The organism is Gilliamella sp. Gris1-4 (assembly GCF_001690335.1).
Taxonomy (GTDB): Bacteria; Pseudomonadota; Gammaproteobacteria; order Enterobacterales; family Orbaceae; genus Gilliamella; species Gilliamella apicola_P.
The window spans coordinates 13659-28060 of record NZ_LZHA01000087.1; the positions used below are offsets into that span (position 1 = coordinate 13659).

11 protein-coding genes, 2 tRNA genes, 2 rRNA genes and 1 pseudogene are annotated in these 14402 nt (G+C 37.6%); 3 read left to right on the forward strand and 13 right to left on the reverse strand.

Annotation, left to right across the window (positions count from 1 at the left end; translation table 11 throughout):
* Positions 1 to 187 precede the first annotated feature (187 nt).
* From A9G31_RS11490 to znuA, 8 genes and pseudogenes are all read right to left on the reverse strand, one after another.
* Positions 188 to 499 carry an integrase core domain-containing protein gene (locus tag A9G31_RS11490; RefSeq protein ID WP_176700398.1) on the reverse strand — a complete coding sequence of 104 codons (312 nt, stop codon included), beginning with the start codon at positions 497 to 499 and terminating at the stop codon, positions 188 to 190.
* A gap of 21 nt (positions 500 to 520) precedes the next feature.
* Positions 521 to 823, reverse strand: coding sequence for a hypothetical protein (locus A9G31_RS11495; protein ID WP_141671452.1), 303 nt, complete (start codon positions 821 to 823; stop codon positions 521 to 523).
* Positions 823 to 897, reverse strand: a pseudogene (locus tag A9G31_RS12290) (hypothetical protein); the annotation flags it as partial. The gene A9G31_RS11495 and the pseudogene A9G31_RS12290, both read right to left, overlap by 1 nt.
* A 113-nt stretch (positions 898 to 1010) precedes the next feature.
* Complete coding sequence (locus tag A9G31_RS10585; RefSeq protein ID WP_065561615.1) at positions 1011 to 1310, reverse strand: IS3 family transposase; 300 nt, start codon at positions 1308 to 1310, stop codon at positions 1011 to 1013.
* 123 nt (positions 1311 to 1433) lie between these two features.
* Positions 1434 to 2243, reverse strand: a complete 810-nt coding sequence (gene mutM / locus A9G31_RS10590) for a bifunctional DNA-formamidopyrimidine glycosylase/DNA-(apurinic or apyrimidinic site) lyase (protein ID WP_065561616.1) — start codon at positions 2241 to 2243, stop codon at positions 1434 to 1436.
* An 11-nt stretch (positions 2244 to 2254) separates the two neighbouring features.
* On the reverse strand, positions 2255 to 4588 hold the full coding sequence (gene mrcB / locus A9G31_RS10595) for a bifunctional glycosyl transferase/transpeptidase (RefSeq protein ID WP_065561617.1): 2334 nt from the start codon (positions 4586 to 4588) through the stop codon (positions 2255 to 2257).
* A gap of 115 nt (positions 4589 to 4703) precedes the next feature.
* A complete protein-coding gene (gene mepM, locus A9G31_RS10600; protein WP_065561618.1) occupies positions 4704 to 6053 on the reverse strand; it encodes a murein DD-endopeptidase MepM in 1350 nt (449 codons plus the stop codon).
* 28 nt (positions 6054 to 6081) lie between these two features.
* Positions 6082 to 7032, reverse strand: a complete 951-nt coding sequence (gene znuA, locus A9G31_RS10605) for a zinc ABC transporter substrate-binding protein ZnuA (RefSeq protein WP_442902674.1) — start codon at positions 7030 to 7032, stop codon at positions 6082 to 6084.
* A gap of 103 nt (positions 7033 to 7135) precedes the next feature.
* On the opposite strand from znuA, the gene znuC reads away from it, so the two are divergent.
* The 3 genes from znuC (at position 7136) to A9G31_RS10620 (ending at position 10357) form a co-directional block, all read left to right on the forward strand.
* On the forward strand, positions 7136 to 7918 hold the full coding sequence (gene znuC, locus A9G31_RS10610; RefSeq protein ID WP_065561619.1) for a zinc ABC transporter ATP-binding protein ZnuC: 783 nt from the start codon (positions 7136 to 7138) through the stop codon (positions 7916 to 7918).
* Entirely contained in the window at positions 7911 to 8711 is an 801-nt protein-coding gene (znuB, locus tag A9G31_RS10615; protein WP_065561620.1) for a zinc ABC transporter permease subunit ZnuB, read from the forward strand. Before znuC ends, znuB begins: the two co-directional genes overlap by 8 nt.
* Before the next feature lie 122 nt (positions 8712 to 8833).
* Positions 8834 to 10357 (forward strand): YifB family Mg chelatase-like AAA ATPase, encoded by a 1524-nt coding sequence (locus A9G31_RS10620; protein ID WP_065561621.1) that lies wholly within the window; start codon positions 8834 to 8836, stop codon positions 10355 to 10357.
* Between the two features lie 5 nt (positions 10358 to 10362).
* Here the strand turns inward: A9G31_RS10620 and A9G31_RS10625 are convergent, their stop codons facing one another.
* The 5 genes from A9G31_RS10625 to A9G31_RS10645 all read right to left on the reverse strand — a co-directional run bounded on the left by A9G31_RS10625 (position 10363) and on the right by A9G31_RS10645 (position 14203).
* Entirely contained in the window at positions 10363 to 10701 is a 339-nt protein-coding gene (locus A9G31_RS10625) for a DUF413 domain-containing protein (RefSeq protein ID WP_065561622.1), read from the reverse strand.
* A 135-nt stretch (positions 10702 to 10836) separates the two neighbouring features.
* A tRNA-Trp gene (locus tag A9G31_RS10630) sits at positions 10837 to 10912 on the reverse strand.
* A gap of 8 nt (positions 10913 to 10920) precedes the next feature.
* A tRNA-Asp gene (locus A9G31_RS10635) sits at positions 10921 to 10997 on the reverse strand.
* A gap of 33 nt (positions 10998 to 11030) precedes the next feature.
* Positions 11031 to 11146 (reverse strand): 5S ribosomal RNA (gene rrf, locus A9G31_RS10640).
* A 157-nt stretch (positions 11147 to 11303) separates the two neighbouring features.
* Positions 11304 to 14203: ribosomal RNA gene (locus A9G31_RS10645) — 23S ribosomal RNA — on the reverse strand.
* Between the last annotated feature and the right edge of the window lie 199 nt (positions 14204 to 14402).

Consider the following 14402-nt stretch of genomic DNA (forward strand, 5'->3'; position numbering starts at 1 on the left):
GATTTTTATAATTTAATTGTTTTATTATATATAATAATCAAAGTGATAATAAAAATAATTATTCTAAATCTAGTTGCCTATACTAATCCTATTTAGGTAAGGTTTAAAGAGTTTCGTAAGATATTTTTATATAAGGTGATAGATGTGATGTATTAAAAATATTATTGCTTGGAATGGCAACACATTTTCAAACAAAAAAATTAAGGGGTAAGTGTTTTTTAAATTCAACGGGAGGCAAGTAGCCTAACGAAGAATGCAATCGTTTATGATTATACCAATAAGCATAAGCCGAAAAAGCGCGTTGTAACTCAGCTGTTGAGTTGAAACGTTGGCCTTTTACAAATTCTGTTTTAATTGTTTTAAATGTCGCTTCCGCTACCGCATTGTCATAAGGACATCCTTTCTTGCTTAATGAATGCGTGATATTAAATGCCTTAAAACACGCCTCTAATAACCGATTATCAAACTCTTTGCCTCTGTCTGAATGAAATAAATCCAATTTTGATAATGGCAGTTTAATTTAGCTTAATGCCGACATAACAAGCTCTGCTGTTTTATGTTGACCAACATGATAACCGACAATTTTCCTATCGGATAAGTTCACTAAAACACATAAATAGTTCCAACGTTGCTTAACTTGAATATAGGTTAAATCTGCAACAACAATTTGTTTTTTATCACCTACATCAAATTGTCGTTGCAGGTGATTTTCTGTGGCGGTTTCATTCACTTCCGTATTGTGAGATTGATAAGGTTTAACGGGTATTTTGATACCAGCAATGAGGCTTTCATCAACCGAGCAATGTAACGGCGTGACACCCAAATATTCTCTTTCTGTAAATCAAAACGAATTCGTCTTGTACCATAAGACTGATAGCTCTGATTAAATAACGTCACGATTTTATTGGTATAAAGCCCTACTGATTTTTGTCTATTCAATTTACACTGATAATAAGCATAATGTCTTGATAATCCTAACTTTGTTATGCTATAACGATGTCGATTTGCTTTTAGGATAGCGATTTTCGTCCTATTATCAGTGCTGCTTGCTTTAGAATATCGTTTTCCATACGCAGCTGTTTAAGCTCTTTACGCAACGCGATTAACTCTTGTTCTTGTGGACTGCGATTATCTTTTGTTTTAAATGAGCCGCTTTGGCTTGCTTGCGTTATCCAACGGTCCAATGCTGATGGTGTCAAATCATATTCGGCAACAATTTCACTACGTGATTTACCATGTTGATAAAGACTGACCATTTGGTGTTTAAAATCATCTGTGAATGTTCGTCTTTTGCATTTAATCTTATTCATATTTGTTCCTTTTTTAGTTGTGATAAGTTTACCTTACCCTTAAAAAAGTTGTATGAATTAGTGTAGCCGATCCAGCTTTTTAACAAATAACCCAAAGTGGTAATCTTAGCTTAATAGGTATCTTTATTTCTGACAATATTCACAATAAAAGGTATTACGCTGTCCAATTTTTTGTGATTTTATTTCTGTACCACAAATCAGACATTGTTTACCTTCGCGTCCATAAACTTGTAACTCCTGTGCAAAATATCCAGGTTTACCATTAGATTGCAGGAAATCCTTGAGTGTTGTTCCTCCTTGTTTAATTGATTTAGTAAGAACTTGCTTAATAGAAGCTACAAGCCTTTCAAATTCATTTAATTGTAAGGAGTTTACTTTTCGGTTAGGGTTGATTTTTGCCATAAATAACGATTCAGACGCGTAAATATTACCGACGCCAACCACAATGTGGTTATCCATAATCCAACTTTTTATTGGAACTTTTCGATTCCTCGCTTTTCTTAATAGATATTCCGCAGAGAATTCATTACTTAAAGGCTCCGGTCCCAAATGTTGTAATTGAGATATTTCATCTAGCGAATTTGCCCAAAGCCAAGATCCAAAACGCCTAGGATCGATATAACGTAGAGTGACGCCATTTTCTAAAACTAAATCAATATGATCATGCTTTTCTGCTTTTTGTGGATTTTTTAAAATACGTAAACTTCCAGACATTCCTAGATGAATTACGATCCAATTGTTGGGTAACTGTAATAATAAATATTTTGCACGACGTTTTATATCTAAAATAATTTGCCCGTGCACATTACTTATAGCCTTATCAACGGGCCAACGTAATTTAGGTTGTCGAACAATAATTTTATCAATAATCTGTCCTTTCAAATACGGCAAAATACCTCGACGACTTGTCTCAACTTCCGGTAATTCAGGCATATTGTTTTCACTTAGTTATTTAATAGGTCAGTAACCCAAGTCGGTGCTTGCTGAACCGGTATAGACTGGTTATTGACAGAGCATAAACTCTGAGGGTTAATCGTCCATACAGGTAAAGAGCGAATACCACTCCCATTACATTGCCACTGCCCATCACTATCAATAGGTACCATAAAAATATTTTGAGGTAGTGGCAATACTAATTTCTTTGGTGGATTATTTTGTAAATATTCACTATAAATTTTTAAGGCGCCAGTTGCTCCTGTTAATTTCATTGGAGAATGATCATCTAAACCAATCCAAACAACAGCAACATTTTTACCATCTATTCCTGTAAACCAACTATCACGAGAATCATTACTTGTGCCTGTCTTAGCTGCTAAATTAAATGAACCATATTTAGCTTTTAATGAACGAGATGTTCCCGAATTAACCACTTGTTGCATAGCATAAGTAGTTAAATAAGCTGATTGTTGAGATACAGCCTGAAGTTGTTGCGGGTAACTTTGATAAACTAATTCACCTTTATCGGTCAATACATATCTTAAAATAGAAAGTGGAGATCGTTGACCATTATTAGCTATCGTTTGAAACATCTGCGCAGTTTCTAATGGTGTTAATTCTAAAGCACCAAGTAGTCTTGATGGTAAATTGGGTATACGCTCTGCAGGTACACCTAATGACTGTAAAGTATTCTTTGTTGCATCAAGTCCTAATGCCATTCCTAAATTAACAGTAGGTACATTAAGTGAAAGCGCTAAGGCATCTACTAACATAACCCGATCACGAAATTTACGATCATAGTTTTTCGGTTCCCAATAACCATTACCATCAAGCTTTATCGATAAAGGTTTATCATCAAGCCAAGTATTAAGTTGATAATGATCAGGTTGTCCAAGTGCAGTTAAATAAGTTGACGGTTTAGCTAATGAACCAATTGCTCGCTGAGTTAACCAAGCACGGTTATATCCTGGATAACGGGGTTCAGCACTACCAATGATAGAGCGAATTTCTCCAGTTTCTCGGCTAACTATAACCATTGCTGTTTGTAATTCTTTATTAGTTGATTTTCGCAGTTTCTCAATTACGTTAGTTACCGCTTGCTCTGCAGCTGATTGAGCTACAGGATCAAAGGTAGTAAAAATCTTCATACCAGATAAGTGATCTGCTTTATCACCTAATTGTTTTCGAAGTTCATTGCGTACAACCTGCATAAATGCTGGTTGTGGTGAAATTACACCACCTTTGGGTAAAACTGATAGTGGGCGCTGACTTAATAAATTATATAACTCATCATCTATAATACCTTGCTGCTGATCAAGTTTTAAAACTACATTACGGCGCTCAATAACTTGTTGAGGTTGTGTCCAAGGATTATATAAAGAAGCTCCTTTTACCATACCAACTAGTACTGCTTGCTGATCTAATGTCAGTTCATTAACTGGGCGGCCAAAATAGTAAAGACTTGCTAATGGAAAACCATGGATCTCTTCACTACCCGCTTGTCCAAAATAAACTTCGTTTAAATAAAGCTCTAAAATACGTTCTTTGCTATAGTGTCCATCCAAAATAAGAGCCATATAAGCTTCACGTATTTTGCGACTTAAACTACGTTCGTTAGTTAAAAAAAGGTTTTTGACTGTTTGCTGAGTTAATGTACTCCCACCTTCAGTACGACCTGTTGTTAGATTAACAAAAATCGCACGACCAATAGAATATAAACTTACGCCATGATGATCATAAAAACGTTTATCTTCCGTTGCGACTAATGTTTGTAATAATGAATCAGGAAACTCTTTTAATGGAACAAACAGACGTTGTTCGCCATTTGGAGAATGCATCATAGTAATTAATTTAGGATCAATCTTAAGCAATCCAAAATCACGTCCTGAATCTAGATTAGTAATACGATCAATACGATTTTCATAAAAAGTTATTCTGACTCTAAAAGCTTGCTCTTCACCATCAGGAAAAGTAAAAGGCCGACGATAAATTTCAACCGCATCATTTTTTACAATAAATTCACCAGGACGAGTAGCTTTGGTATCTTGTTGGCGATATTGCGCACCAACTAATATTGTTACCACATCATTTAGACTATATTCGCTATCTGGTTCGAGATCAATAATTTGTCCATAAACAGCCGCTGGTAACTCCCATACATTCCCATCAATCCGTTCTTTAATTTGTTGATCAAGATAAACACCATAAATAATAGCCACTGCAGCAAAGACAAGAAACAACTTGAATAGTAGTATCAAAAATCGTCGCCAAAGTGTAGTTTTTTTATTTTTTCTGGTCTTTTTAGAAGAGCGTTTTTTTTCTGTTTTAGTTGATGTTTTCAAACTGCACCTAACATTTATTATTAAATAATAATTAGCTTATGATAACATAATTTTTTAAGGACACCTTGACTACCTTTTTTAAAAATTCAGCTAAGTATAAAACCAATGTATAACTTTAAAAGTTTAGCTGAGAGCTCATACTTTTAACTTTTGACAAGAATGCCTTTTTCGACTTACCTGTTAAGCCTTCCGAAATAGGTAAGCTTGCCGTTAATGGATTAACAGGCTTATTATTAATATGTAATTCAAAATGTAAATGAGGCCCCGTAGAACGCCCTGTGTTTCCTGATAGGCCAATTTTATCGCCTTGCTTAACTTGCTGACCAGGTTTAACTAAAATTTTATCCAAATGCATATAAGTTGTCATATACTGACGACCATGCCGAATAGCAATATAGTTGCCCGCTGAACCACTATATTTTGCAATTACTACCTCACCATCACCAACCGATAATACAGGTGTGCCACGAGACACCGCAAAATCAACACCATTATGAGGAGCTATTTGACCTGTAACAGGGTGTAAACGACGGGGATTAAATCCAGAAGAAACACGCGCCTTTTTTGCTAAGGGATAACGGAAAAAACTCTGCGATAAGCTGTTGCCATTAATATCATAATATTTACCATCATCAGCTAAAATTGCATAATAATCTTTAGTTCCATTTTTAATTCGAACCCCCCGCAACTGACTATTGGATAAGCTTTTACCATGCATTTCTCGTGTTATAGCAACTGAAAATTTATCACCTACTTGTAATCGGCGAAAATCTAAACGCCACTGTAAAGCGCGAGTAATAATACCTATTTCATTACTAGTTAGACCGCTCTTTCGAGCATCAGCAACAAAACTAGATTTAATGTCACCTTTTATAACAATATCTTGTGGGACGGCTTCAACTGTTTCAGAACTTTCTACAAATTTATCGCCAGATTTTTCATAGATTCGGATGTTATTGCTTGATATTGTCCAACTAAAAGTTTGCAAGTTATGATTATCATCAGTCGTCCAGCTAATCTGTTGACCAATCCTTAAATTTGCAAGTTGCTTAAATTTTGACGTTAATAGATAGATATCATTTTTATTAACATTATAGCGAATTAGAATATCATGCAGAGTATCACCACGAACAATAGTATATTGTACTGCATTATCTTTACCATCAACGATATCATCTAATTCATCTTTAACAATTTCATCTTCAGGAACATCTGATGATTCAGTGACAGTAGCAATTTTACCATTTACTATCTCGACTCTTCCATCACCATAAATAGAGCTGGAATCATCATTTACAGTAGTTTCAACTTGAGGAGTTAAAGGAACATAAACCGTTCTCTCCAAATTGAGTGGACGCCACAGAGTAGTAAATAAAATAACAATAAAAAGAACTCCCAATATTGAAAAATAGGGAATTTTAAAATTATTTTTTTCAATACTGAGGGATTTTATTTTTCTTGCCAAAATTAACCTTAACTATTTATTACTAAAACTAGTTTTTATCTAAACAATCCAACAGTTGCTGTGTTAAATTTGTTAAAAATTGTGAATAAGCACTTTTTGAAAGTATTATACCCGTTCCTAATGGATTCAATTCTCCAATTTGAACATTTGTTCCACTCACTAATTTCTCAATAACTGCAGGGCTAAACTGTGGCTCACGAAATACACATACTGCTTGATGATCCTTGAGCTCCTGTTGAATAGCATAAACTTTTTGAACACCGGGTTGAACTGCTGGATTTATAGTAAAACTGCCTAGCTTTTTTAATCCGAACTGTGCCTCAAAATATCCATAAGCATCATGAAACACAAAATACCCTCTATTTTGTACGGTAATTAGTTTTTTTGCAATGTTTTGTTCTGTTTCTGTGAGTTTGGTAATGAATTCGTCTAAGTTTTCATCAATCAATATACTTTTATCTGGATACAAGGTAACAAGCCTATCATGAATTGATTGTGCGATAATCTTAGCAATTTTAGGTGAAAGCCAAATATGCTCATCATATTCACCATGGTGATGGTGATCTTGATTGATCTCATCATGAGAATGAGCATCTTCCGGTTCATGCTCGTCATGGCTTGTTCTAAGTAACGATTTAATTTCCGGTACAGCCATTAATTCAATTTGCTTTTGCTTATCGATACTTTTTAAGATAGTTGGCATAAAAGCTTCCATATCTTCACCGACCCAAATCACAAGTTCGGCTGATTTAAGTTTTGCCAAATCAGAAGGTTTTAAATAATAGGTGTGAGGAGATGCACCATCAGGAAGTAAAATATCAGTATCAGTTACTCCTGAAGCAATAGCTTCAGTGATAAATCCTATGGGTTTCACAGAAGAAATAACTTTCGCATTAGCAAAATTAGCGATAGTTTGCATAAATATCAATGAACTAAATATCATTAAAAAAGAGATTAATTGTTTATTATTTTGTGTAATATTTTTTTTCACACCATTATCCTATATTAAAAAGTATGATAGAATAAAACCAATAATTGTTATAATATAACATAACATGATTGTAGGCAAGGCTCTTAGCGATATGACACCACTAATCTCTCTTGATAGTGTTTCGGTGGAAATTGACCATCAAAAAATATTACATGACGTTTCGTTAGCAATACATCTTAATCAAATTATTACATTACTTGGCCCCAATGGCGCAGGTAAATCAACTCTAGTAAAAGTTATTTTAGGTTTAGTTCCATATACTTCAGGAACAATTAAACGTTCAAGCAATTTAACAATTGGCTATGTACCACAGTCAATCAATTTAAATACCACACTGCCTATTACTGTTAAACGTTTTATGCGCTTAAATAAACAATTAAATACCGAAAAGATTTTTAGTACGTTATCAATGGTAAAAGCAGAATATTTGATTAATAAATCTATGCATCAATTATCAGGTGGGGAATTGCAACGCGTATTATTAGCTCAAGCCTTAGCAAAGCAACCTCAATTATTGATTCTTGATGAACCAACTCAAGGCGTGGATGTTAATGGTCAAGTATTATTATATGATCTAATCGCTGATGCAAAAAAACAGTTTAATTGCGGTGTATTAATGGTTTCTCATGATCTTCATTTAGTTATGGCAAAAACAGATGAAGTAATTTGTTTAAATCATCATATTTGTTGTTCTGGCACACCTGCTATTGTATCTAACGATCCTGAATTTATTTCTCTATTTGGCCAACATGGGGCTTCACAAATTGCTGTTTATAAACATCATCATAATCACCAACATGACTGTTGCTCCCCCTCTATTGATCAACATAGGCAAATTGCTATGTCTTGTTATGGAAAAAAACATAATGATTGAGTTATTATTACCTTCTTTATTAGCAGGATTATGCTTAACGAGCATAACAGGTCCTTTAGGTACTTTTGTTGTTTGGCGTAGAATGTCCTATTTTGGTGATACTCTATCCCATGCGGCTTTACTTGGTATCGCTTTTGGCTTTTTACTGAATATAAATTTATTTTATGCAGTCATTTTTGTAACTCTTTTACTAGCCTTAGGGTTACTTTGGTTAGAAGCCCAAAAACAACTTCCAATTGATAGTTTACTTGGTATTTTAGCTCATAGTGCATTATCTCTTGGTTTAGTTGTAATTAGTTTAATGAATAACATCCGTATCGATCTAATGGGGTACTTATTTGGTGATCTATTATCAGTAACATATTCTGATCTTTATCAAATTACCACTTGTGTAGCATTTATTGGTGCCTTATTGCTTTGGCGATGGAATGACATTTTATTTATTACTGTCAGTGAAGAGTTAGCTTTTAGCCACGGTATTAATATACAAATAACAAAATTACTTTTAACTCTACTGTTGGCGCTAACAATAGGTCTATCAATGAAATTTGTTGGAGCCCTAATTATTACATCTTTACTTATTATTCCTGCCGCAACAGCCAAATATTATTCAAAAACACCTGAAGCTATGGCCATAATTGCAATAATAATTGGTATGTTATCAGTTTTTATCGGATTGATGTTTTCATTTATTTACGACACCCCAACAGGGCCTTCAATTGTATTAAGTAATACTTGTTTATTTTTTATATCATTATTTATTTCAAAAATAACTTTAAATAAAAAAAATTAAGATTATTGCAAAAGCGGATTATTTATTGCGTGACAGATCCCATTAATAAACCGACTTTTATAGTTTACTCAATATTTCTAATACTATAACAATACAATTCAATATGTTGATAATTAGAAACTATGTCACTTGCAATTATTTATACTCGAGCATCTATTGGAATACAAGCACCGTTAATAAACGTTGAAGTTCATATTAGTAATGGGTTACCAGGTTTTGTTTTAGTTGGCCTGCCTGAAGCAACGGTTAAAGAGGCTAAAGATCGAGTTAGAAGCGCCATTATTAATAGTGGTTTTACCTTTCCTGCAAAAAAAATAACTGTTAACTTATCTCCTGCAGATCTACCAAAGGAAGGGAGTCGTTTTGATTTACCAATAGCTATCGCTATTCTTGCCGCTACAGAACAAATTCCAACAGATAACCTATTACATTATGAATTTTTAGGAGAATTGGCTCTTTCAGGAAATATTAGAGCAGTGAAAGGAGCAATCCCCGCTGCTATTTCTTCTAAAAAGAAAAATCGTACATTAATAATTTCAGCAGAAAATCAATCTGAAATTTCTTTAATTCACCAAAACAATACCTTAATCACTAATAACTTATTGGAGTTATGCCAATATTTATATAAAGAAATTGACTTACCAGCAGTTCAATACCGTGAATATCAAGATGTTGATAATAACTTAGCTAGTTTACAAGATATAATCGGACAGGAACAAGCCAAAAGAGCGTTAGAAATAGCAGCCGCCGGAGGTCATAATTTACTATTAATTGGTCCTCCAGGGACAGGAAAAACTATGTTAGCAACTCGCTTGACATCGCTGTTACCTCAATTATCTGATGAAGAAGCGCTTGAAAGCGCTGCAATAACTAGTCTAGTTAGTCCAAATGGTTCAATCAAAAACTGGCGTAAAAGGCCATTTAGATCGCCACACCATAGTGCATCAGCGGCAGCATTAGTTGGTGGAGGAACAATACCTAAACCTGGCGAAATTTCACTAGCACATAATGGAGTTTTATTTTTAGATGAATTACCAGAATTTAACCGAAAGGTATTAGACGCTCTGAGAGAACCAATTGAGTCAGGTGAAATTATCATTTCGAGAGCAAACGCAAAAATAAAATTTCCTGCTAAATTTCAATTAATAGCAGCAATGAATCCAAGCCCTACAGGACATTATCAAGGAACACACAATAGAACAACACCCCAGCAAACAATCCGCTATTTAAATCGACTTTCAGGACCTTTTCTCGATAGATTTGATATTTCAATTGAAGTGCCTTTATTACCTAAAGGCTCCTTAAGCCAAAAACCGACTTCAACTGAATCAACCGAAACGGTAAAAAAACGAGTTTTACAAGCAAGAAATATCCAGTATAAAAGAAATAATAAACTAAATAGTCAGTTAAATACAAATGAAATACAATGCTATTGCAAATTGTCTGATGAAAACAATGAATATTTAGAACAAGCATTGATTAAATTAGGACTCTCTGCTAGGGCGTGGCATCGTATATTAAAGGTATCGCGAACAATTGCAGATTTAGAATTATCAGAAAACATAGAACGAAAACATATTTCAGAAGCATTAAGTTATCGTTCTATGGATCGATTATTAATTCAATTACATAAAAATATTGGTTAAAAGAATTAGTCGTCAGTATCGACAAAATCATCAGTTGTATCAACTTGTGGTTTTCCGCCAGATAATGTGTGAAAGCGTTTAGGCTTATTTATGCTAGAAAGATATTTCAACCAAGTTTTTTCAAAATCAGTTGATGGCTCTTTTTTACCTTTGCAAACGGCAACAAATGATTTTTCTTCTGCTGTAGTAGGTTTTCTAACTTCTGTATCAAGATCTTTAAAAGCACATCCATGTTTTTCTAAAATAAGTGCTTCTTTAATAGTAAAGTCTCCGTGACGAGAAAATCCTCTTGGATAATTTTTATTATCAAAAAAACGTTGTTGACTAATAAAGCTCTCAGCCATGTTCTATCCTCTAGGTTATAAAAGTATTTGGGCGGGAATTATAATTGACTAAGTTAATCTGTAAATAAAATTTTTTTATTTGCTCGGGTAAAAATGACCAAATGATTAAATTTAAAACAAAATCACTATTTTTTGTGGCAGGGGCGGAGAGTCTCGAACTCCCAACACCCGGTTTTGGAGACCGGTGCTCTACCAATTGAACTACGCCCCTAAATAAGGTGGCGGAACGGACGGGGCTCGAACCCGCGACCCCCTGCGTGACAGGCAGGTATTCTAACCAACTGAACTACCGCTCCACCGTATTTGGTATGTATATATTAAATTTAGAAGTCTGGCGGCACCCTACTCTCACATGGGTAATACCCACACTACCATCGGCACTACGGCGTTTCACTTCTGAGTTCGGCATGGGGTCAGGTGGGACCACCGCGCTATTACCGCCAGACATATCCTGTACTCTCTTTCTTTATCGCTGTCCATTATCTCATATCAACAACAATCACTCAATTCGGAACAAACTGTTTTTTCTATCTCTATTCTCTTTTCGATGATTTCCTCATCTAGCAATAACTTCTGCGTAAACCAAAACAACTCCGAGTTGTAAGGTTAAGACTCTCGGTTCATTAGTATCAGTTAGCTCAATGTATCACTACACTTACACACCTGACCTATCTACGTCTTAGTCTCAAACGGACCTTACTGAATCTCTTCAGGGAAAACTCATCTCGAGGCTAGTTTCGTGCTTAGATGCTTTCAGCACTTATCTATTCCGCACGTAGCTACCGGGCAATGCAATTGGCATCACAACCCGTACACCAGCGGTGCGTTCACTTCGGTCCTCTCGTACTAGAAGCAAACCCTCTCAATTTTCCTACGCCCATGGCAGATAGGGACCGAACTGTCTCACGACGTTCTAAACCCAGCTCGCGTACCACTTTAAACGGCGAACAGCCGTACCCTTGGGACCTACTTCAGCCCCAGGATGTGATGAGCCGACATCGAGGTGCCAAACACCGCCGTCGATATGAACTCTTGGGCGGTATCAGCCTGTTATCCCCGGAGTACCTTTTATCCGTTGAGCGATGGCCCTTCCATTCAGAACCACCGGATCACTATGACCTACTTTCGTACCTGCTCGAGCCGTCACTCTCGCAGTCAAGCTAGCTTTTGCCATTGCACTAACCTCCTGATGTCCGACCAGGATTAGCTAACCTTCGTGCTCCTCCGTTACTCTTTGGGAGGAGACCGCCCCAGTCAAACTACCCACCAGACAGTGTCCCTTACCTCGATTCAGAAGTATAGGTTAGAACATCAAACATTAAAGGGTGGTATTTCAAGGTCGACTCCACTCACACTGGCGTGCATGCTTCTTTGCCTCCCACCTATCCTACACATTAAGGCTCAATGTTCACTGTCAAGCTATAGTAAAGGTTCACGGGGTCTTTCCGTCTTGCCACGGGTACACCGCATCTTCACGGCAATTTCAATTTCACTGAGTCTCGGGTGGAGACAGCCTGGCCATCATTACGCCATTCGTGCAGGTCGGAACTTACCCGACAAGGAATTTCGCTACCTTAGGACCGTTATAGTTACGGCCGCCGTTTACTGGGGCTTCGATCAGGAGCTTCTGCATAAGCATAACCCCATCAATTAACCTTCCAGCACCGGGCAGGCGTCACACCGTATACGTCCACTTTCGTGTTTGCACAGTGCTGTGTTTTTATTAAACAGTTGCAGCCAGCTGGTATCTTCGACTGATTTCACCTACGTCCGCATGGGATTTCAATTACACATCAGCGTGCCTTCTCCCGAAGTTACGGCACCATTTTGCCTAGTTCCTTCACCCGAGTTCTCTCAAGCGCCTTAGTATTCTCTACCTGACCACCTGTGTCGGTTTCGGGTACGATTAACTATAACCTGAAGCTTAGAGGATTTTCCTGGAAGCAGGGCATCAATTACTTCACTGCCTTAGCAGCTCGTCATCACGCCTCAGAGTTTCAGTGACCGGATTTGCCTAATCACACCCCTACACGCTTAACCCACCATCCAATAGGTGGTAAACCTAGCCTTCTTCGTCACCCCATCGCAGTTATAGCCAGTACGGGAATATTAACCCGTTTCCCATCAGATACGCCCTTCGGCCTCTCCTTAGGGGTCGACTCACCCTGCCCCGATTAACGTTGGACAGGAACCCTTGGTCTTCCGGCGAGCGGGCTTTTCACCCGCTTTATCGTTACTTATGTCAGCATTCGCACTTCTGATACCTCCAGCATGCCTCACAACACACCTTCTACGGCTTACAGAACGCTCCCCTACCCAATACACTTACGTGCACTGCCGCAGCTTCGGTGCATAGTTTTAGCCCCGTTACATCTTCCGCGCAGGCCGACTCGACTAGTGAGCTATTACGCTTTCTTTAAATGATGGCTGCTTCTAAGCCAACATCCTAGCTGTCTAAGCCTTCCCACTTCGTTTCCCACTTAACTATGACTTTGGGACCTTAGCTGGCGGTCTGGGTTGTTTCCCTCTTCACGACGAACGTTAGCACCCGCCGTGTGTCTCCCATGATTCAACTTGTCAGTATTCGGAGTTTGCATCGGGTTGGTAAGCCGGGATGGCCCCCTAGCCGAAACAGTGCTCTACCCCCAACAGTCATTCATGAGGCGCTACCTAAATAGCTTTCGGGGAGAACCAGCTATCTCCCGGTTTGATTGGCCTTTCACCCCCAGCCACAGGTCATCCGCTAATTTTTCAACATTAGTCGGTTCGGTCCTCCAGTTAGTGTTAACCAACCTTCAACCTGCCCATGGCTAGATCACCGGGTTTCGGGTCTATACCCTGCAACTTAACGCACAGTTAATACTCGGTTTCCCTTCGGCTCCCCTATTCGGTTAACCTCGCTACAGAATATAAGTCGCTGACCCATTATACAAAAGGTACGCAGTCACTATTACCCAACGGTAACAGCTCCCACTGATTGTACGTACACGGTTTCAGGGTCTATTTCACTCCCCTCCCGGGGTTCTTTTCGCCTTTCCCTCACGGTACTGGTTCACTATCGGTCAATCAGGAGTATTTAGCCTTGGAGGATGGTCCCCCCCTCTTCAGACAGGATATCACGTGTCCCGCCCTACTCTATAAGCTTCCACATAACGTACCTTCGTGTACGGGACTTTCACCCTCTATCGTGCGACTTTCCAGACGCTTCCACTAATACTTTATGCTACCCGCTTGGGCTCCTCCCCTTTCGCTCGCCGCTACTCAGGGAATCTCGGTTGATTTCTTTTCCTCGGGGTACTTAGATGTTTCAGTTCTCCCGGTTCGCCTCATCTAACTATGAATTCATTAGATGATAGTGTAGTTTCCTACACTGGGTTTCCCCATTCGGACATCGACGGCTATTGCGCTTTTTATCAGCTTACCGTCGCTTTTCGCAGATTAACACGTCCTTCTTCGCCTCTGATTGCCTAGGCATCCACCGTGTACGCTTAATTTCTTAACCTTACAACTCACAGTTGTCTTGGTTTAAATTACGCTTTCTTCTCTTTCTTACTTATTCTCTTTTTATTTATAAATTATTCAATTAAAGTTCAATAAACTTTAACTCAATCTATAATCAAAAGCCTTTCGTAAAAACGAGAACTCGTTTCTTTCAGCTTGTTCCTAATTGTTAAAGAGCTTTATCTTTCTATTCACTTAAA

Coding starts and splice junctions, on each gene's coding strand:
- A9G31_RS10585 (WP_065561615.1), bottom strand. CDS start 1,310: ATGAATAAGATTAAATGCAAAAGACGAACATTCACAGATGATTTTAAA.
- mutM (WP_065561616.1), bottom strand. CDS start 2,243: ATGCCTGAATTACCGGAAGTTGAGACAAGTCGTCGAGGTATTTTGCCG.
- znuC (WP_065561619.1), top strand. CDS start 7,136: ATGACACCACTAATCTCTCTTGATAGTGTTTCGGTGGAAATTGACCAT.
- znuB (WP_065561620.1), top strand. CDS start 7,911: ATGATTGAGTTATTATTACCTTCTTTATTAGCAGGATTATGCTTAACG.
- A9G31_RS10620 (WP_065561621.1), top strand. CDS start 8,834: ATGTCACTTGCAATTATTTATACTCGAGCATCTATTGGAATACAAGCA.
- A9G31_RS10625 (WP_065561622.1), bottom strand. CDS start 10,701: ATGGCTGAGAGCTTTATTAGTCAACAACGTTTTTTTGATAATAAAAAT.